General features: G+C 38.9%; 16 protein-coding genes and 1 tRNA gene. 8 read left to right on the forward strand and 9 right to left on the reverse strand.

Features of this window, described 5'->3' with window-relative positions; genetic code table 11:
- Positions 1 to 101 precede the first annotated feature (101 nt).
- The 4 genes from ACFSAH_RS05900 (at position 102) to ACFSAH_RS05915 (ending at position 9820) form a co-directional block, all read left to right on the forward strand.
- The gene (locus ACFSAH_RS05900; protein ID WP_379661784.1) at positions 102 to 1070 is read left to right on the forward strand and encodes a helix-turn-helix domain-containing protein; all 969 of its coding nucleotides are present in this window, start codon (positions 102 to 104) and stop codon (positions 1068 to 1070) included.
- 1533 nt (positions 1071 to 2603) lie between these two features.
- A complete protein-coding gene (locus ACFSAH_RS05905) occupies positions 2604 to 3053 on the forward strand; it encodes a cupin domain-containing protein (protein WP_379661785.1) in 450 nt (149 codons plus the stop codon).
- Positions 3054 to 3092: 39 nt separating this feature from the next.
- Positions 3093 to 8825, forward strand: coding sequence for a leucine-rich repeat protein (locus ACFSAH_RS05910; protein WP_379661786.1), 5733 nt, complete (start codon positions 3093 to 3095; stop codon positions 8823 to 8825).
- Between the two features lie 626 nt (positions 8826 to 9451).
- The gene (locus ACFSAH_RS05915) at positions 9452 to 9820 is read left to right on the forward strand and encodes a GxxExxY protein (RefSeq protein WP_379661787.1); all 369 of its coding nucleotides are present in this window, start codon (positions 9452 to 9454) and stop codon (positions 9818 to 9820) included.
- Between the two features lie 276 nt (positions 9821 to 10096).
- Here ACFSAH_RS05915 and ACFSAH_RS05920 read toward each other — a convergent pair whose 3' ends face one another.
- The 9 genes from ACFSAH_RS05920 to ACFSAH_RS05960 all read right to left on the reverse strand — a co-directional run bounded on the left by ACFSAH_RS05920 (position 10097) and on the right by ACFSAH_RS05960 (position 17610).
- Positions 10097 to 10471 carry a group III truncated hemoglobin gene (locus ACFSAH_RS05920; protein WP_379661788.1) on the reverse strand — a complete coding sequence of 125 codons (375 nt, stop codon included), beginning with the start codon at positions 10469 to 10471 and terminating at the stop codon, positions 10097 to 10099.
- Positions 10472 to 10570: 99 nt separating this feature from the next.
- The gene (locus ACFSAH_RS05925) at positions 10571 to 11338 is read right to left on the reverse strand and encodes an ABC-2 transporter permease (RefSeq protein ID WP_379661789.1); all 768 of its coding nucleotides are present in this window, start codon (positions 11336 to 11338) and stop codon (positions 10571 to 10573) included.
- Positions 11339 to 11373: 35 nt separating this feature from the next.
- Entirely contained in the window at positions 11374 to 12093 is a 720-nt protein-coding gene (locus ACFSAH_RS05930) for an ABC transporter ATP-binding protein (RefSeq protein WP_379661790.1), read from the reverse strand.
- A gap of 88 nt (positions 12094 to 12181) precedes the next feature.
- The gene (gene nosD / locus ACFSAH_RS05935) at positions 12182 to 13429 is read right to left on the reverse strand and encodes a nitrous oxide reductase family maturation protein NosD (RefSeq protein WP_379661791.1); all 1248 of its coding nucleotides are present in this window, start codon (positions 13427 to 13429) and stop codon (positions 12182 to 12184) included.
- Entirely contained in the window at positions 13399 to 13851 is a 453-nt protein-coding gene (locus ACFSAH_RS05940) for a nitrous oxide reductase accessory protein NosL (RefSeq protein WP_379661792.1), read from the reverse strand. The genes nosD and ACFSAH_RS05940 overlap by 31 nt, the downstream gene beginning before the upstream one ends.
- Entirely contained in the window at positions 13832 to 14446 is a 615-nt protein-coding gene (locus ACFSAH_RS05945; protein WP_379661793.1) for a hypothetical protein, read from the reverse strand. The genes ACFSAH_RS05940 and ACFSAH_RS05945 overlap by 20 nt, the downstream gene beginning before the upstream one ends.
- Before the next feature lie 240 nt (positions 14447 to 14686).
- A complete protein-coding gene (gene nosZ, locus ACFSAH_RS05950) occupies positions 14687 to 16651 on the reverse strand; it encodes a Sec-dependent nitrous-oxide reductase (RefSeq protein ID WP_379661794.1) in 1965 nt (654 codons plus the stop codon).
- A 154-nt stretch (positions 16652 to 16805) separates the two neighbouring features.
- A complete protein-coding gene (locus ACFSAH_RS05955) occupies positions 16806 to 17291 on the reverse strand; it encodes a c-type cytochrome (protein ID WP_379661795.1) in 486 nt (161 codons plus the stop codon).
- A gap of 232 nt (positions 17292 to 17523) precedes the next feature.
- Positions 17524 to 17610: transfer RNA gene (locus ACFSAH_RS05960), tRNA-Ser, on the reverse strand.
- A 120-nt stretch (positions 17611 to 17730) separates the two neighbouring features.
- Between ACFSAH_RS05960 and ACFSAH_RS05965 the strand changes: the two genes are divergently transcribed.
- The 4 genes from ACFSAH_RS05965 to ACFSAH_RS05980 all read left to right on the forward strand — a co-directional run bounded on the left by ACFSAH_RS05965 (position 17731) and on the right by ACFSAH_RS05980 (position 20666).
- Positions 17731 to 18795 (forward strand): AI-2E family transporter, encoded by a 1065-nt coding sequence (locus tag ACFSAH_RS05965; protein ID WP_379661796.1) that lies wholly within the window; start codon positions 17731 to 17733, stop codon positions 18793 to 18795.
- A gap of 47 nt (positions 18796 to 18842) precedes the next feature.
- A complete protein-coding gene (locus ACFSAH_RS05970; RefSeq protein WP_379661797.1) occupies positions 18843 to 19487 on the forward strand; it encodes an HAD family hydrolase in 645 nt (214 codons plus the stop codon).
- Positions 19488 to 19554: 67 nt separating this feature from the next.
- A complete protein-coding gene (locus ACFSAH_RS05975; RefSeq protein ID WP_379661798.1) occupies positions 19555 to 19872 on the forward strand; it encodes an ArsR/SmtB family transcription factor in 318 nt (105 codons plus the stop codon).
- Positions 19872 to 20666, forward strand: a complete 795-nt coding sequence (locus ACFSAH_RS05980; protein ID WP_379661799.1) for a sulfite exporter TauE/SafE family protein — start codon at positions 19872 to 19874, stop codon at positions 20664 to 20666. The genes ACFSAH_RS05975 and ACFSAH_RS05980 overlap by 1 nt, the downstream gene beginning before the upstream one ends.
- The last annotated feature ends 11 nt before the right edge of the window (positions 20667 to 20677 follow it).

A 20677-nucleotide genomic window follows, 5' to 3' on the forward strand; every position in this document is an offset into this window, starting at 1 on the left:
TGTTGAGTGTTCCATTTTTGGCGCGCCTTGGACAGGTTTGTGCCTTTTTTCTGATATTCTCTAATCATCTCGATCTATTTCCTTTTTTTCAACAGTTAAGTATGACGCTGTTTTTTGCTGCTCCTGTCTGTACTTATTTGTATACCAGTAAATTTATTAAGGGAGAAACTGCATTATATAAAAAAGATTTATGGCATTTTTTACCCTTAGTATTGGCACTTATACACGTATCAATATCTTTTACGGCTGTTGTAGACTGGGAGGTGGTAGCTAAGCAAATTATTGACGGAGGGCAATTTTCTGTTACCCAAACCACAGGTCTTTTTCCGCAGATAATTTATGCTAAAAGTTTGTTGTTTATTGTTTTAGTGTATTTAGTTGCAACATGGTATGTCTTGTTGAAATCAGGCTTCTTGTGGGATGGAAGATGGGACGTAAGTAAGACATGGTTGGTTTTTTACCTGATAACGGGATCTTTTTTCAAAATATTAGGCTTTGTAGCAGTATTGTCCAATACAGCAGAACGTTCATTTTTTAGTAGTCCGTTGTTTTTACTCTCCAGTGGCTTGGTGATACTGTTTATGATGGTGTTTGTATTGTACCAACCACGTATTTTATATGGCTATATTATGGTATCGGCAGGTGGTAGCAATAGTTTATTAATAAATGAGATTGAGAAAGAAAGTAAAAAACAGGCTCCTATTCAGAAAGAAAAGTTGAATAGACACCAGCATCAGGAATATGTACAGGCGATACAGGAGTTGATGGAAAAGGAACAGCTGTTTTTGCAGCCCGATTTTCAGATGAAAGATCTGGCAACAGCAGTAGATATTCCAGTACATCACTGTTCATTAGTGATTAACCATATTATCGGAAAGAAGTTTAGAGATTGGCTCAATAGCTATCGTGTACAGTACTTTATTAAAGAGTATCCGATGTTAGCTGATAAAATGACGGTAGAAGCAATAGCTTTACAGTCAGGCTTTAAAAATACCGCTACTTTCTATAATGCTTTTAAAAAGGAAACCGGACGAATGCCAAAAATTTATTTTGCGGATAATAATGTCTGAACCACAGATTTAAAAAGGATTATAGGATTACACAGATTGGGGGCTTCGAGGACCTCAGCCTGACCGAAGGTTTTGTGGTGTTCCGGTTTCCGTGAAATCATTTAATCTGTGGGCCATCTGTGAGTCAGACAAATAATATTCTGAACCACGGATTTAAAAAGGATTACTGGATTACACAGATTGAGGGCATCGAGGACCTCAGCTTGACTGAAAGTATGGCTGTGTACCAGTATCCGTGAAATCATTTAATCTGTGGGCTATCTGTGATTCAGATAAATAATATTCCGGATCACAGATTTAAAAGGATTACTGGATTACACAGATTGGGGGCTTCGAGGACCTCAGCTTGACTGAAAGTATGGCTGTGTACCAGTCTCCGTGAAATCATTTAATCTGTGTGCCATCTGTGATTCAGACAAGTAATATTCTGAACCACGGATTTAAAAGGATTACTGGATTACACAGATTGAGGGCTTCGAGAGCCTCAGCCAGACAGAAGGTTTTGTTGTGTCCCAGATTCCGTGAAATCATTTAATCTGTGTATCCTCCGTGAGTCAGATAACTAATATTCTGGATCACGGATTTAAAAGGATTACTGGATTACACAGATTGAGGGCTTCGAGAGCCTCAGCCTGACCGAAGGTATAGTTTGTGTTTCAGTTTCCGTGAAATCTATTAATCTGTGTGCCATCTGTGATTCAGACAATATTCTGAACCACGGATTTAAAAGGATTATAGGATTACACAGATTGGGGGCTTCGAGAGCCTCAGCCTGACAGAAGATGTGGTTGTGTGCCAGTATCCGTGAAATCTATTAATCCCTATAATCCGTGATTCAGACAAATAATATTCTGAACCACGGATTTAAAAAGGATTATTGGATTACACAGATTGAGGGCTTCGAGAGCCTCTGCCTGACCGAAGGTTTTGTTGTGTACCAGTTTCCGTGAAATCATTTAATCTGTGTATCCTCCGTGATTCAGACAATATTCTGAACCACGGATTTAAAAGGATTACTGGATTACACAGATTGGGGCTTCGAGGACCTCAGCCTGACGGACAGTATGGTTGTGTTCCGGTTTCCGTGAAATCTATTAATCTCTATAATCCGTGATTCAGACAAGTAATATTCTGGATCACGGATTTAAAAAGGATTATAGGATTACACAGATTGGGGCTTTGAGAGTCTCAGCCTGACCGAAGGTATAGTTTGTGTACCAGTATCCGTGAAATCATTTAATCTGTGGGCTATCTGTGATTCAGACAAGTAATATTCTGGATCATGGATTTAAAAAGGATTACTGGATGACAGAGATTGGGGGCTTCGAGAGCCTCAGCCTGACAGAAGGTTTTGTTGTGTGCCAGTATCCGTGAAATCTATTAATCCCTATAATCCGTGATTCAGACAAAAAACTTTCTATAACCGTTCAACCGTTATAGAGACTTTCATCTTGTTTAATCTTCTTTCTGTACAGTCTTCTCTTACTTTGCCTCAAATTATACTAGCTACAGATAGCCTAGTTAGAACCAGGTATGAAACTAAAATTACTCTTGCAGCTTTCCTTTCTTTTTTCTGTTGTTTTTGCATTTACGACAAAAACACCATATACCGATGACCTAATCATAGAACCTTTATTGAAAACCGATACCACTATAATAGGTCAGCGGATAAGTTATCCGCAGGTTGAGCGGGCTGAGGTAAGTATGTTGAAAATAACCTTAAAACCTGGGGTAACAACCGGCTGGCATAAACACCAGATACCCTTGTTTGCTTATGTTTTACAAGGCGTATTGACCGTAGCGCGTGAAAACGGAGAATATCAGCAATTTGAAGCAGGTACAGCCATTGCCGAAATAATGGATACCTACCATCAGGGAATAAACAATGGGGCAGAGCCTGTAGTATTGATAGCTTTTTACTTAGGTGGAGATGATATTCCACTTGTAGAAAGAAAAAAGGAAAATCTATACATCAAAAAATAAATCTCAGGATTACTCTTATTTAGATACACTCATTAAATTATGAAAATATTTTTACAGTCTTTTTGCTTTGCCTTTTTTGCTCTTTTATGTAGCACACAAACAAAGGCACAATGTACCACAGAAGGCTCTTCATTGGCTACAACCAATTCGGGTGGACATATTCACGGTAGCGGTATTATGTTTAATATTACCGCAAAGAAAAATCTTACCATTACCTGTTTTGATATCGCTTTGGCCCATACAGGAGTCTGCGAGATTTATTACAGGCAAGGCCCTTTTCAAGGATATGAGAACAGTTCCGCTTCGTGGATTAAAGCGGGAGAAGTTAGTGGTCTGACTGCGTTGGGAGGCCTAACACCTATTCCAATTGACGTGTATGTACACATTCCTGCGGGGCAAACGTATGGATTTTACATCAATAGAGAACTTGAGGGTGGTGTTGCTGGGACAGTGTACAGACCTTCAGAAACGTCAAATTCAACAATTGCAACTAATTCGGATTTGGATATTACCGGTGGCATAGCCAAAAGTGCTCTTTTTGGGGAGGGAATAAACTCCCCCAACAGCGCAGTTTATGGTAGAGTCCACTATTTGGAAGGTTTTGCATTGCCTTGTAATACGGCTACAGGACAGGATTTCACTTTCAACACCCAACAGCAGATAAACGATTTTGCCACAAACTATGCCCATTGTACCAACATCACGCTCAACAACCTCGTTATCGGTTATGCAACAAATGACGGCTTTTCCAATATTACCGACCTTACACCCTTACAGAATATCACGGGCATTACGGGAGAGCTGATTATCCGAAGAAATCCGCAACTGACAACACTCAACGGACTGCAAAACATCACTTCGTTTAACGGTAATTTAAGGATAGAAGGAAACGATTTGCTTACCAGCATCTCCGCTTTGTCAAACATCACTTCGGTAGGGTTTCTTAACATCAGGGACAATGCGGTGCTTGCCAGCCTCAACGGACTGCACAACCTCACAAGCACTTCGGGCTATTTGTATATCCGCAGTAATGCACAGCTGACCAATTTAGATGCTTTTCAGTCACTGACGAGCATAGGCACTTATATAGAGGTGTTTGATAACCCGGTTTTGCAAAACCTCAACGGACTGCAAAACGTAACCGCCATCAACGGAAACATCATCATCAACAGTAATCCTGCATTGACTGATATTTCGGGATTGCGGAACATAAACCCTGCCACCATTACGGGACCGACAGGTTTGAGAATTACCGACAACCCACAGCTTTCGGTCTGCAACCTGCCCAATTTCTGTACGTATCTTTCAGGTTCGGGAGCGAGAACCATAAGCGGTAACAAAACCACCTGCCTAAACGTATCTGCCGTAACCAACGCCTGTCAGGTAAACTGCCCCACACAGAGTTTTGCCTTTCACACACAGGCACAGATAGACGAGTTTGGGGCATTGTATGCCCATTGCACCAATATTACCTTAAGCAATGTGCTTATCGGTTACGGAGATCCGATGGCCAATACAACCGATATTACTGACCTTACGCCTTTGCAGAACATTACAACACTTACGGGATATTTACTGATAAGAAACAACCCCTATTTAACCAATGTAAACGGCTTGTCGGCTTTAACAAGCATCGGAGGGTATCTTCTTATTCAAAATAATAATGCTTTAACTGATGTAAACGGCTTGTCGGCTCTAACGAGCATCGGAAGGTATCTTTCTTTCCATAATAACTCAGCGTTGACCAATCTCAACGGATTAAATAACCTGACAAGTATCCCACAGTATCTTAATTTGTTTGACAATCCTTTGCTGACCAATATAGCCGGTTTGTCGTCAATTACTACTATTGGAGGTTCGGTCGTCATCAACAACACAGGTATTACCAACCTGAACGGATTACAATCGCTTACTTCCATAGGTCAGCACCTTGATATCCGTAACAACCCAATGCTTACCAACCTTGACGCATTGTCTTCTCTGTCAAGCATAAACGGTTATCTTGCCCTTATTTCAAATCCGTTGCTTACCGGTATTTCAGGACTGCAAAACGTAAACCCGTCAGGCATAGGCAGAGGTTACGGTTTGTATATAGAAAACAACTCACAGCTATCCGTCTGCAACCTGCCTAATTTCTGTACCTACCTTGCAGGTTCGGGAGCGAGAACCATAAACGGAAACAAAACCACCTGCCTAAACGTATCTGCCGTACAGGCTACCTGCACCTGCCCTACGGGAAACTGGACTTTTAATACACAGGCACAGATAGACGAGTTTGGGGCATTGTACGGTTATTGTACCGATATTACCTTGGGTAGTGTGGTTATCGGTTACTTCTCGGGAGGTAGTACCTCTGACATTACCGACCTTACGCCTTTGCAGAATATTACGGGTACTACGGGATATTTATATATAAGAAACAACCCCAATTTAACCAATGTAAACGGATTGTCGGCTTTGCAAAGCATCGGAGGGAGTCTTTATATTTGGAATAATCCTGCTTTAACCGATGTAAACGGATTGTCGGCTTTAACGAGCATCGGAGGGTTTCTTTATATTAAAGAAAATAATGCTTTAACCAATGTAAACGGATTGTCGGCTTTAACGAGCATTGGAGGGTATCTTACTATTCAAAATAATCCTGCTTTAACCGATGTAAACGGATTATCTGCTTTAACGAGCATCGGAGGGTTTCTTGATATTTACAATAATAATGCTTTAACCAATGTAAACGGATTGTCGGCTTTGCAAAGCATCGGAGGGAGTCTTTATTTTCTCCAAAATAATGCTTTAACCAATGTAAACGGATTGTCGGCTTTAACGGGCATCGGAGGGTATCTTAATATTGAAAGTAATCCTGCTTTAACCAATGTAAACGGATTATCTGCTTTAACGAGTATCGGAGGGTCTCTTCGTATTCTATCAAATGCTGTTTTAACCGATATTTCGGGATTAGCAAATATCAATCCCGCTACCATAACAGGAAATGGTTTGCAAATTACCGACAACCCACAACTTGCCGTTTGTAACCTGCCTAATTTCTGTACGTATCTTTCGGGTTCGGGAGCAAGAACCATAAGCGGTAACAAAGCCACCTGCCTAAATGTAACAGCCATACAGGCTACCTGCACCTGCCCTACGGGAGATTACACTTTCAATACACAGGCACAGATAGATGAGTTCGGGGCATTGTACGGTTATTGTAGCGATATTACCTTGGGCAATGTGGTTATCGGTTACGCAACGGGAGCCTCCACCTCTGACATTACCGACCTTACGCCTTTGCAGAACATTACGGCAGTTACGGGATATTTAAGAATAAGAAGCAACCCCAATTTAACCGATGTAAACGGATTATCTGCTTTAACGAGCATCGGAGGGTATTTTGATATTTACGATAATAATGCTTTAACCGATGTAAACGGATTATCAGCTTTGCAAAGCATCGGAGGGGATCTTTATATTAGACAAAATAGTGTTTTAACCGATGTAAACGGCTTGTCGGCTTTAACGAGTATCGGAGGGTATCTTTATATTAAAAGTAATAATGCTTTAACCAATTTAAACGGATTGTCGGCTTTAACGAGTATCGGAGGGGGGCTTTATATTAGAGAAAATAATGCTTTAACCGATATTTCGGGATTAGCAAATATCAATCCCGCTACCATAACAGGAACAATAGGTTTGAGGATTACCGACAACCCACAGCTTGCCGTTTGTAACCTGCCTAATTTCTGTACCTACCTGCAAGGTTCGGGAGCGAGAACCATAAGCGGTAATGCAGGAGATTGTATCAGCGTACAGGCGGTAACCAATGCCTGTTTCTGGAGCAACATCACTCCCGACGACGATAACATTCTGTACGTAAACCACAACGTATCGGGAAGTACCCAATCAGGAAACAGCTGGGCAAATGCCATTCCGCAGTTAGCCGTTGCCCTCAAATGGGCAAAACAAAAATACGATGCAGATAATACCGTTTTTGATGCCGTTCCGCTAAAAATTTACGTGGCAACAGGTACGTACAAACCGCTTTACAGGGCAGATAATTTAGACGGAAGCAATCCGCAGGACAGGGACAATGCGTTCGTAATGGTCAAAAACGTACAAATCTTCGGAGGTTTTGCAGGTAACGAAACCACCTTGGAAGAAAGAAACTATGCCACAAACCCAACCATTCTGAGCGGAGATATTGACGGCACCAACGGTCTTTCCGCAAACGATGTCTATCACGTTATGGTTTCGGTCGGTAACGTAGGTTCGGCACTTTTGGACGGCTTTACCGTAAGCGGAGGCTATATCACTTCCGCAGACGGGAACACGGGAATTACCGTAAACGGTTCGCTGGTTCGGTATGAGCGTGGTTCGGGCTTGTCGCTTACCGCCTCCTCTCCGCAAATACGCAACGTACTATTTACTGGACACAGAACGTATGCAGGTGTGGTATCGCACAGCACAGGAAGTAACGCAACATTCGTGAATACGCTGTTTACGGGCAATACGTCCCAATACGGAGCGGTTTATAATAACGTTTCTTCGCCTGTATTCATCAACAGTACCTTTTCGGGCAACACCGGAACAGACAACGCCAACAACGGAGTGGCAATGCGTAACATAACCTCGCACCCTAAATTTTACAATACCATCGTTTGGGGCAACCAAAATGCCAACGGAAGCACCAACAATATTTTCAACAGCGGAGGAGGAAACCCCACAAGCATACCCGAATATTACCACAGCTTGGTGCAGGGTATCACGACTACCGATAACGGCAACCTCAACGGAAGCACCAATCCGTTGTTTACAGACGCTGTTAATGGGGATTTTAGTTTGCAGACAGGCAGTACCGCCATAACCAAAGGTAATAATAGCTATTTTTCAGGATTGACTATCGATGCTAAAGATTTAGCAGGAAACCCGAGGGTTTATAACCATGCCAATAACGGAACTATTGATATGGGAGCTTATGAATATCAGGAATTGTTGCCGCAAAGTATTACCTTTAATGCGCTGCAGGGCAGAAGTGTTGGCGATGCCGATTTTGACTTAACAGCAACAGCCAGTAGCAATTTGCCTGTAACATATACCAGCAGCAATCCCAGCGTAGCAGTTGTTATTGGTAATACAGTAAGCATTAAAAACTCGGGGAACACTAATATTATTGCTTCACAGTCTGGTAATGGCGATTATGCTGCCGCTACCGCTGTATCGCAAGTACTACAAATTACTGGTACGCTGCCTGTAACATTGTTAAACTTTACGGCCAAAGCCGATGGCAACCACGCCAAACTGCAATGGGAAACCGCTAACGAGAAAAATGCCAAAGGGTTTGAAGTTTACAGAAGTGGTGATGATAAAGCCTTTGTAAAAATAGGAGATGTACGTACTTCTTTAAATGTTCCACTTTCTACTTTTAACTATACTTATACCGATCAGCAACCCTTAAACGGCAATAACTATTATAAATTGGTTCAGATTGATGATGATGGCAAAAGCATAGATTTAGGAGAAAGAGCAGTCACTTTTAACTTTCAACCTACTCCTGTCAACTTATATCCCAACCCAACCACAGATAAGGTGAATGTTGTTTTTAAGGAGGGGTATTATACCGCTATTATAGTGGCAGATGTGAATGGTGGTGTATTAAAGGTATTGGAAATACAAGCTGACCAGAAACAGCTAGAGCTTGATTTGAGTAGCTATGCTAGCGGAGTTTATTTGATCAGGTTACAAGGCAAAGAAACGAAGACTTATAGGGTAATAAAATATTGAGTCTGGATCACGGATTTAAAAAAGATTATTGGATTACTCTGATTAAGGGCTTCGAGAGCCTCAGCCTGACCGAAGGTATGGTTGTGTTTCAGTTTCCGTGAAATCATTTAATCTATGTGCCATCTGTGATTCAGACAAGTAATATTCTGGATCACGGATTTAAAAGGATTACTGGATTACACAGATTGGGGCTTCGAGGGCCTTAGCCTGACAGGGAGAATGTTTGTTGTGTACCAGTTTCCGTGAAATCATTTAATCTGTGGGCCATCCGTGATTCAGACAAGTAATATTCTGGATCACGGATTTAAAAGGATTACTGGATTACACAGATTGGGGCTTCGAGGACCTCAGCCTGACAGAAGGGGTGGTTGTGTACCAGTTTTCGTGAAATCATTTAATCTGTGTGCCATCTGTGATTCAGACAAGTAATATTCTGGATCACGGATTTAAAAAGGATTATTGGATTACACAGATTGGGGCTTCGAGAGCCTCAGCCTGACAGAAGGTGTGGTTGTGTACCAGTTTCCGTGAAATCATTTAATCCCTATAATCTGTGATTCAAACAAATAAAAGACTAACTTTAATGTTATAGTGTTGGTTTTAAGTGTTTTATTGTGACTGTCGATTTGAAATATAAAGATATAACAGAAAAAGTTATTGGAGCGTCTTTTGAAGTTCATAAGTTTCTGGGGAACGGTTTTCAGGAAGTAATCTATCAGCGGGCATTGGCTTATGAAATGTATAAGATGGGGTTAGAGTTCGCAAGAGAAATAGAACAACAGATCTACTATAAAGAATTAGAAGAGCCTATAGGCACACGAAGAGCAGACTTTGTAGTCTGCGGAAAAGTGCTTGTAGAGCTGAAAGCCATTATACAATTAGAGGATGTACATTTAGCCCAGGTTCTGAATTATTTAAAAGCTTATAAATTAGAAGTAGGGCTGCTTATCAACTTTGGAAGTAAAAGTCTAACTTTTAAAAGATTGGTGTTGTAGTAGTCTGGATCACGGATTAAAAAAGAATTATAGGATTACACAGGTTGGGGGCATCGAGAGCCTCAGCCTGACAGGGAGAATGTTTGTTGTGTATCAGTATCCGTGAAATCATTTAATCTGTGTGCCATCTGTGATTCAGACAAATAATATTCTGGATCACGGATTTAAAAAAGATTATTGGATTACACAGATTGAGGGCATCGAGGACCTCAGCTTGACTGAAAGTATGGCTGTGTACCAGTTTCCGTGAAATCATTTAATCCCTATATCTGTGATTCAGATATTTTCCTTTTTTAACCGCTCCTGCATCACATATGCAATGCCTTTAGCGTGGGTTTTCATCTTTTCTGCATTTGGTCCTTTATAATGTTTGTCTATGGTTTGGTAGAAAATCTTCAGCCATCTTTCAAAATGTACCAATTTTGTTTTCTGTTTTTGATAAATACTTTTATGCGTTTCGAGGGGATTACCTTCATAGTCACCCGTAAAGAAAAGCACATTCTCCCAAAAATCAGTCATAGCAGCTAAGTGCTTCGGCCAGTTTACTTGTATTACTTCTGTAAAAAAGAAACTAAGTGTTTTGTCAGTTTTAATTTTATCGTAAAATAAGTTGATGACGTTTTCTATATCCTTTCTGCTTGTAATATCCATTGTTCGATTGCTTTTCGTTGCTCGTTTTTCGATAGTCGTTGTTTGTTATTCGATAGAGGATGAACGAAAAACAATAAACAAAGAACGACAGATGAGAAATCAAAGATCTTTTTTCTGGAACTTTCTGGTCGAAAACCATAATGGAACAATAGCCCATAACGCTAAAACAGCAAAAGTAATGGTGCTTCCAGCAGCACCGGTAAAGCTTTGTTTGAAGACTGCGCTTGTAGCGCCCATTAGAGCAGAAATATCCATTTTTAAAAGCGTGACAATTCTTGCCAGATCAATTGGGTTTAATATGCTAAGTGCTATAATCAGTTTCTCTAATGGATATTCCAGCAATTGAAATAATAAGAAAAGGACTAATCCATCAAACAGGATAGAGAAATACATCCAGATCATTAGCGATACACCAATTCCTTTCGCTTTATCTTTGATATAAACAGAAGATAATAAGGCTATGGAAACGAAGATTATCGACAGGAATAGTCCGGTAATTAACAAAGTGATTCCGGTAGCATTGAAAGCAAAAATGAGAATAGGAATTCCACAACCTATACCGAATGCCAATACGAATGCCGATGCAAGACCAAAAAATATACTTAACCAAAGTGTTTTTCTTTTGATAGGTTGTGCCGAAAGTAATTCTATAAATTCCGTTGCATTATAAACGTAAATGGTAGAAAAGATAATACTGATGATAGGTACTATAATTAGATTTAAGGTTAGTAAACTGGCCATACTTTTTTCAACTACATTTTCCATCATGAATAAACCTATAGAAAAGCAGAAAAGAAAAAGGGTGTAGGCAATAATTATTTTGCTGTTTAAAATATCCAGCATCACGTATTTAATTACTTTTTTCATCTGTTGTTTTTTTAGTGGACTGGGGTATTTAGGTATTATGCTTTTTCTGATTTTAATTTCATTAAATGCGGAATGGCTTCGGACAGTCTGGATTTTTGAGTGTCTTCTTTCAATTGTTGGATGGATTTATCAAAGATGACTTCGCCTTCTTCCATATAAATAATCTGACTAACGATATCATCCAGTTCGCTTAAAATATGTGAAGTAATCAAAATCAATTTCCCCTTTTCCTTTTCGATTCGTATTTTTTCTTTTAACAGAAAGGAAGATAAAGGGTCTAACCCGGCTGTAGGTTCGTCTAAAATTAAAATGGGCGAGTTGAATAAAAAGGCAAGATGAGCACTTACTTTTTGTCTTGTTCCTCCGGAAAGTGTTCCCATTTTTTTGTCGAGGATATCTTTAAGCTTAAACCCTTCATATAACTCCTTATCCAGATTTTGAGTTCCATTACATCTTAAGTCAGTTATCATTTCCAGTACCTGTGCAACCCGCATATTTTCAGGATAACGACCTATTTGAGGCATGTAGCCAATCAGTTTCCGGTATTCCCATTGGTTACTGATGTCCATTCCGTTTACCGATATCTTACCCGAATCGGGAATAACCATTCCTAATATGCTTTTAATTAATGTAGTTTTACCACACGCGTTAGCTCCTATCAGAGCGATAATATGGTCACCTCCGAGATCAAGATTTATATTTTTGAGGACCTCAAATTTTCCAAACGTTTTGTTGATGCCTGCTATGCTTATCATTTGTTTTTTAGTATCTAGTAGTTAGTATCAAGATTGCGTGATGTTTTAGCTTTCCACTTTTAACTCATGATTTTAAACTTTCCACTCATCATATTTTTCCCATTCTTGGTTTATTATCTTTTAGGTTTTCCGGAGTTAGATTAGGAAATAGAGTTTCGGCCTTGTCCATCAGTTTGACAAAAAAACTACGGAATAACATCAACGCACCGGGATTCCTTTGAATAATCATGGAATAAAATGTAGCGGGTCTATGCGGTATATCTCCGTAACCATCTCTGTTCAGGTCGTACCCTTCGTATTTATCCCAGTAATTTTTATCAAAATATTTCATAACCAAACTGCCGTTGGTAGCCACATCAAAAGTATTACCTATAAAATTGTTCAGGCTGATGTAGGCATCGCTACAGCTGGCTTGTATCTGTAAAGCCCATCCGTTTTTCTCGAATCTGTTTCCGATCATTTTAATACGGTTGGCTCCTTCAGCAAAAATAGCTATGGTATTGTTTTGGAATATATTGTTTTCGATATGGCTGTCCATAATCTCTTTCAGCAACAGGCCATAAGCAGCATTGCCCCAATTTTCGGCAAATACATTATTATACATTTTTACCCGTTTGCTGTACATAACAGCTACACCAGCACCATTTTTTTTAATAATATTATGGTTATAGGTGTCATCATGCGAAAACATAAAATGTAATCCATAACGTTTGTTGCCTGTGCTTTGGTTATTTTCTATGGTAGATTTTGTGACAAACTCAAAATAAATACCATCCCTATGTCCAGAAACATGATTGTTGACGATTTTAAGATGATTACTTTTCCAGCAATGTATACCATTTGCAGCGGGTTTTCCTTTAATATTCCCTGATTGAAGTTGATTGTTCTCAAATGTGCAGAAACTGGAGTTCATGCAATGTATCCCGAAAAAATTATCCTGAAAGCGACAATTACGCACTGTGATGTTTTTGGAGTTTTGTATTTTCAAAGCTGCAATATCCATGTAGCTGGAACTGCCCGAGTTTTTAAATGCAATACCATCTATCAATACGTTATCACTTTCTATTAATAAGTTTTCGTACTTGTTTTCACCATCTATAATAGGGAACGATTCTCCGATTAAGGAAATCTTTTTGTTGATTTTCAGACTGCCTTCACGGTATAAACCCGATTTAATTAAAATGGTATCTCCATCCTGTGCGGCTTGTAGTGCTTTGGTTATAGTCTTAAACCGCGATTGGCTAGAGACAACCAGCTTTTTTGCTTTTGCATTATCTGCAAGGAAGATGAACAAAAAAGTGATAATTAATGATGCTGTACTAAATAATCGTCCCATTTCATTTCGGTTCCTGAATAGTTTTCCTGAATTTTTGCTCTTTCATGAGTATTTTCAAAAGCTGCAATGTTAGATCCCATTGGACTTTTTAATTGTTCTGAGAAAAACAGATAACTCTCCTTAGCAGAAATCAACTTTTCGGGATGAGCAAAATCCACGATCCATGATCCGGCAATGTCCTGGTGTTTTATCTGTCCGTTTTCTATAAAACCTTTAATACAATGAATATCATCAAACTTGAATATTCTCCCTTTTTTACTAACCAGTTCGGCACCATAGCGTTGGTCGCTGATGGTCATTTTACAGAAATCGCAGTTGTCTACCCCAAATTGTATAGGCTGCGGTTTTGTACTGCAAGAAGAAAGAATAAACAGTGCTGAGATAATCAGAGAATAGCTTACTTTAAATATGTACTTGAACATTTTTTCTTGAGTTTTTAATTTCCTTGAATAGTAAAAATATCATAGATAATCCCACACCTAACATCATCCAACCGCCTGTACTGGGAATTGAAAACGCCTCGAAATTGAGTAATTGCTTAAATCCAATTAAAGGGGGCTGATAGCTCATGCCCGGTACCTGTATAGGTGCTTTAGGGTCTAAATTATGGCCATAATCATACTCCCAAAGATAAAAGTCAACCATCGCTACGATAGCGAAAAGAAAAAAGAGACTTACCCACAATATGAAAAACCATTTTTTGTTTACAACAGCTGATAAAATTCCCATCAATGCAAAAAAGATGAAAATGTAAGGGAGTACGGTAAACTCCACAAAATCATCTGCATGCAAAGTTCGCATACCTATGTAATGGTTTAGCCCGTTAATAATTTCTACATCGCCCGATAGTTTGTTAGCATGTATATGCATGGATAATCCTTCTGGATATTGAGGTGCTTTAAGTTCTATTTTCCAGATAGGTACAAAAATGACTACTGCCAGTGCTATCCCGCAAATAACAGAAAGCGTTTTTGTTATTCCTAATAGACCTGTTTTCTTCTTTTTTACTTGGTTCATCTTCTTTTCTTTATCAGAGTTTTATAAATAAAAGTGATCTCATGATTGGATATTTTCTGGAAGCCAGGCTGATTTTGTTTGTTACTATTGATATGTTGGTGCAAGTGTTTGATAATGAGATTGCTTTGATTCCTCGCAACGAAGCTATTTGTTCATTGCGAGGAGGTACGACGTGGCAATCTCTCCAACGTCTTTCATATTGTTTATCCATTGAGTTTGTTGGCTCAATATAACAGTCAATTAATTCTGTGGCCCCGGAGCTTTTTCACCTGTACCATATCTTAACGGAGTATTGCTTCCGGCAGGAGATACTCTGATATAGCCAGACATTTCCTGATGCAGTGCACTACAGAAGTCACTACAGTAAAAAGGAGTAATACCTGTTTGTTTTGGTGTCCATTTTAAGGTTTGTGTTTCACCTGGCATTATTAGTAGTTCTGCGGTATTGGCGCCTTTTATAGCAAATCCGTGAGGCAAATCCCAGTCCTGTTCTAAATTGGTTACATGGAAATAAACCTCGTCTCCAACTCTGATACCTTCAATATTATCAGGAGTTAGGTGACTTCTTATCAACGTCATGTAAACATGTACCTTATTTCCTTCTCTGGTAATTTTTGTCTGATCTTCACCTTTTGCAACATACGGATGTTGATTCTCTTCGATTTTATAGAATTTTAAAGAATTATCTTTAATGATACTTGCGGGAATAATCTGACTGTAATGCGGTTCGCCAATGGTAGGGAAGTCTAATAGTAGTTGCATTTTATCACCCGAAATATCATATAACTGAGCACTCTGTGTAAGTTCAGGTCCGGTAGGTAAATAGCGGTCTTTGGTAATTTTGTTGTAAGCAACAACATATTTTCCATAAGGTTTTTTCGTATCTCCACCCGGTACAGTTAAGTGTCCAATAGAGTAATAAGTTGGTACCCTGTCTAATATTTCTAATGACTTTACGTTCCATTTTACAATTTCTGAAGAAACAAAGAAAGAAGTATAAGCATTTCCTTTATCGTCAAATTCTGTATGTAAAGGGCCTAAACCTGGTTTTTCTACCTCGCCATGTAATACCGATTCGTATTTTAAGACATTAAATCCATCGTACTCACCATCAAAATCTTTGTTCTCGATAGCTTTTTTGATTTTTGAGAATGCAAACACAGGTAGAAGAGCTGCTAGTTTACCACTCCCTACAATAAATTCACCCGATGGGTCAACATCTGTACCATGTGGCGATTTTGGACATGGGATAAAGTAACATACTTCCTTTAACTGGTCGGGAGTAAGCACCAGAACCTCGTTTTTAATTTCAGACGTTGCAGAATGCTTATGTTCGTCCCATTTGTTGTGAGCATATTTAGCCGGTTTCTTTTTTCCTTTACCAGCTTTAATCATTTCTTCGGCTTTTTTCCAGTTTACAGCCATAATAAAGTCTTTATCTCTTTGAGAAGCGTTGACCTCCAAAAGTGTATAAGCTTTTTCTGTATTGTAAGTGGAGAAGAAAAACCATCCACTGCTTGGGCCTTTACCACTGTGGCTCAGGTCGAAGTTTAAAGCAGGTACTTCTAACTGGAAAGCAATGTTCATATCGCCTTTTTCTTTGTCTACTCCTATAAAGCTGATGGTTCCTTTAAAGTTATCTTTATAGGTATGTATAGGATATTCTACGCCATCATCAGGGACACTGAACCGTGTTCCGGCAACCACATATTCTGTGTTCTCAGTTAAGAAAGGAGAGGAGTGATTACCAGCACTATGAGGTAACTCCAGAATCTCAACAGTTTTAAAAGTTTTAAGATCCAGTCTGGCTACCCTTGGGGTATTGTTTCCGTTTACAAATACCCAACGGCCGTCCATTTCACCATTGGTTTGTGAAACCTGTACGTGATGCAAATCATCGTAAGGGACAAAGCCATGAGAAGTATTCAGCATAGGAAGTGTTTCTTCACTATATCCATAACCAGTTTCCGGATTTTGTGAGAATACAGGAAGTACTTTTAATAACCTGCCAGAAGGAAATCCGTAAACAGATAATTGTCCGCTGAACCCTCCTGAAACGAATCCATAGAACTCGTCGTACTGCCCGGGAGCAACATATACTTTAGACGCTGCATCACTATTAACTGCATCTCCGGCTCCTTTTGGTTTACATGCCGCCATCAGGAAAATGGCAGATAGAAGATAAAGTGTGGTATGTTTTAACATAATAATAGGGGTTAATTATTTTATTTCGTTTTTTGTCTTTCGCTGGTGTTATCTGTCCTGATAGCTAATTATTCATCAGTCACTGGTAAATTTTATTATAAACTGTTCATCATTGACTATAGACAATCAGACTTCGGTCTTCCGACTTCAGATATTATTTTACACCATCATTTTGACGCATAAATTCAACTATACTTCTTGCCTCGTCATCAGAAAGATTTTGGTTTGGCATGCGCACCAAACATAGCTCCAATTGAGCCTGCAATTCCGGGTCTTTATCTATCATCTGATCGGGATTGGTAATAAAATTCATGATCCATGGCAGCGTTCTGCGTTGGGTAACACCTTTCCAGCCTGGTCCAACCAGTTTTTCATCGGTGTGCTTATGGCAAGAGTTACATTTAGTGGCCGCAATGGCTTTTCCCTGATCTGCCATTGCAACATCTAATGCGCCAGCCGTTACATTTGAGTCGTTGAATTTTCCATCTCCACGGCTTGGGTCGTAGTCTGATGTGTTGGCTGTCGGCGTACTTTGTTCTGTTGAAATACTTTTTGATTCTGATGTAGTACTGTTTCCTCCACAAGAACCGATTAAAAAAACTGTAGCCAGAATAGCTGTTGTGAAAATTGCCTTGTTCATTTTGATGTCGATTAAGTCCGACTCAAAAGTACAAGTGCCTTTTTCGTTTATTTATGATTGTAATCATGTTGTATGGAGAAGAGATGCGAATTTTAATAACATGTCTGGTTTAGACAGGACTTTCCCTCATTCTTAAAAGAGGCAGTGCTGATACGATGAATATTCCCTATTCAAAGGTGATTACAGGAAAAGCTGTTATTAGGTTTATAATTGACTTTTTGTTGTTTTATTGCAGAGAGGAAGGGATTCGAACCCTCGATACGGTTACCCGTATACTACCTTTCCAGGGTAGCTCCTTCAACCACTCGGACACCTCTCTGTTTGTGGGTTGCAAATGTAATTATAATTGTAATAAAAAAAAATCCATCTGCTATTAAAAACAATTTTCAGGAATAGTTCTTGTAGGATTTAAAGTCTAACTTTGAAAAATAGTCAATATATGAATTCAACTATAAGAAAACAGCCTTTTTATGTGAAGCTAGCCATGGTGCTTGTTTCGTTAATAGCCATGGGATATTTAGCCATATTAGGTAAAGCGGTATTGTCTCCGCTGATATTCTCTTTTTTGTTTGCCATCCTATTATATCCCGTATCTAAGTTTCTTGAACAGAGACTTAAATTTCCTAAAGGTTTGGCCAGTATACTTTCTGTTATTCTTTTCATCTCTCTTATATCAGGTATATTATATCTGATAGGGTCGCAGTTTAGCTCTCTGTCAGAAGATTGGCCACAGTTTAAAGAGCAGTTTATCAAGTCTATAGAGCAGTTTCAGGAATGGATAGCACAAAGTTTTAATGTAGATAAAAGCCATCAGGTAACCTATCTTACAGATGCTGCAAAAAAAATGTTGTCATCTTCAACAGTAGTTATCAGTGCAACAGTAGTGTCATTATCCTCTACTATTATATTTCTTGTTTTTACTTTTATCTATACCTTTTTTATACTTTTTTACAGAAGGCATATTGTCAATTTTCTGAATGCGGTATTTAAGGAGGAACATCTTGATACGGTAAACGATGCTTTAGAACAAATTCAATATATCATCAGAAATTATCTGGTGGGTATCATGATCCAGATTGCAGTGGTTAGTACTATAACGTGTTTGGTATTCTGGGCACTGGGAATCAAATATGCATTTTTATTAGGAATGCTTACAGGTATCATCAATATTATTCCTTACGTCGGAATATTTACGGCTATGTTTATTAGTGCATTGGTTACTTTTGCTACAACAATGGCTTTTACTAAAGTGCTTTTTGTGGTGGCGGCATTAATAGGAATTCATGCATTTGATGCCAATATTCTATTGCCTACAGTTGTAGGCTCTAAAGTTAAGATTAATGCTTTTATTACTGTTTTAGGGGTGTTTATAGGGGAGATGCTATGGGGTGTTTCTGGCATGTTCCTCTCTATTCCGGTTGTGGCTGTTTTAAAAATAATCTTCGATAGGGTCGAATCTATGAAGCCCTGGGGAATGCTTTTAGGCGAAGGATCCAAAAACTAACTTTATAAAAGATTACCTTTGGCTTTAGCAATTTTTACTATAGAAAGATGAAATACGGCGCATATTTATTTGATTTAAACGGAACAGTTATAGACGACATGCATTTCCATGGCAGAGCCTGGAAAAAGATATTATCAGAACTAGGAGCAGATCTGACTTATGACGAGGTGGTATTGCAGATGTACGGAAAAAACGCTGAGTTATTGGAGCGGGTTTTTGGAGCGGGACATTTTTCAGATGCAGAAGTAGAAAAAATATCTATAGATAAAGAAAAAGCTTATCAGGAGGCTTACCGTCCGGAAATGAAATTAATAGATGGTTTGGGAGCATTTTTAGAAAAAGCGCATCAAGCCGGAATTAAAATGGCTATTGGTTCTGCAGCCATACCGTTTAATATAGATTTTATTTTAGATAATCTGAATATTAGAAAATATTTTGATGTTATCGTCAGTGCAGATGATGTAGATAAAAGTAAACCTCACCCTCAAACCTTTACTAAAGCGGCGGATATTTTAGGGGTCGAATATTCCAAATGTCTGGTATTTGAAGATGCTCCCAAAGGAATTGAAGCAGCTGCAAATGCGGGAATGGATGCTGTAGCTATTACCACCTTGCATCCGGAAGAAGATTTTTTCAGATATAGTAATATCATCACTTTTATAGCAAATTATAGTGAGCTAGAGTTGCTGTAAGTTACCACAGCAACTTTTTGTCTATGAAAAGTCATGAATGTTTCTTTATTTATCAATATATGATAATATGTTCATATATTTGAATATGGCAAATGAATTGACTACCGAAAAACTAGAAAAGGCAGCCTATATTTTGAAAACAGTGGCACATCCTTTACGATTGAAAGTTATCGAGCTATTGGGCAATACAGAGAAAATGAGTGTAGGTGAATTGTGCGATGTGCTAGCGTGTGAACAGTCTTTAGTTTCTCATCATTTAAATAATATGAGATTAAAAGGTTTGTTGAAAGCAGAGAAGCAAGGAGTACAGGTTTTTTATTCTTTAAAAGAACGAGAGCTACTTGGACTACTGGCTTGTATTGAAAAATGTAATTGCAATATGTAATGGCTAACGAATTATTAAGTTACATTTTAGCGCTGGTAGTAGGTTTGTCTTTAGGACTTACCGGAGGAGGAGGTTCTATACTCACGGTACCCATTTTGGTTTATATATCAGGTATAGAGCCTGTTTTGGCAACGGGTTATTCGTTGTTTATTGTAGGAGTTACTTCTTTTGTAGGGATGCTGGGCTATTTTAAAGAAAAGCTTGTAGATATTAAGCTGGCTATATTATTCTCGGTTCCTTCTATGTTAACAGTGTGGTTGGTCAGGCGCTTTGTGGTGCATAACCTGCCCGACGAGCTTTTGCAAATAGGCACATTCACCCTTACAAAAGATACAGCCTTAATGTCGCTGTTTGCCTTAGTAATGATACTAAGTGCGGTGAAAATGATATGGTTTAGTGATAAAGCGGATTCGGAGAAGATAGAACAGCCTAATTATAAAGTGGCAATAGGTAGCGGGGTGGTAGTAGGTATCTTATCGGGGTTAATTGGTGCCGGTGGGGGATTTCTGATTGTTCCGGCAATTACACTGTATTTAGGTTTACCAGTACATTTAGCTATAGGGACATCTCTGCTTATTATATCGTTGAATTCTTTGGTGGGGTTTACCGGAGATTTTCAACACCTTACAGATATCCAATGGCCGTACTTACTCGAGTTTTCACTTATAGCAGTTATCGGTGTATTAGCAGGGGTATATATTGGGAAATTAACCAATGCAAAAAAACTAAAAACCATATTCGGGTGGTTTGTTTTAAGCCTGGCAATAGTAATCATCATTAATATTATAAAATAAATATATCGGTT

This window comes from Pseudopedobacter beijingensis (assembly GCF_042678145.1).
Classification (GTDB): domain Bacteria; phylum Bacteroidota; class Bacteroidia; order Sphingobacteriales; family Sphingobacteriaceae; genus Pseudopedobacter; species Pseudopedobacter beijingensis.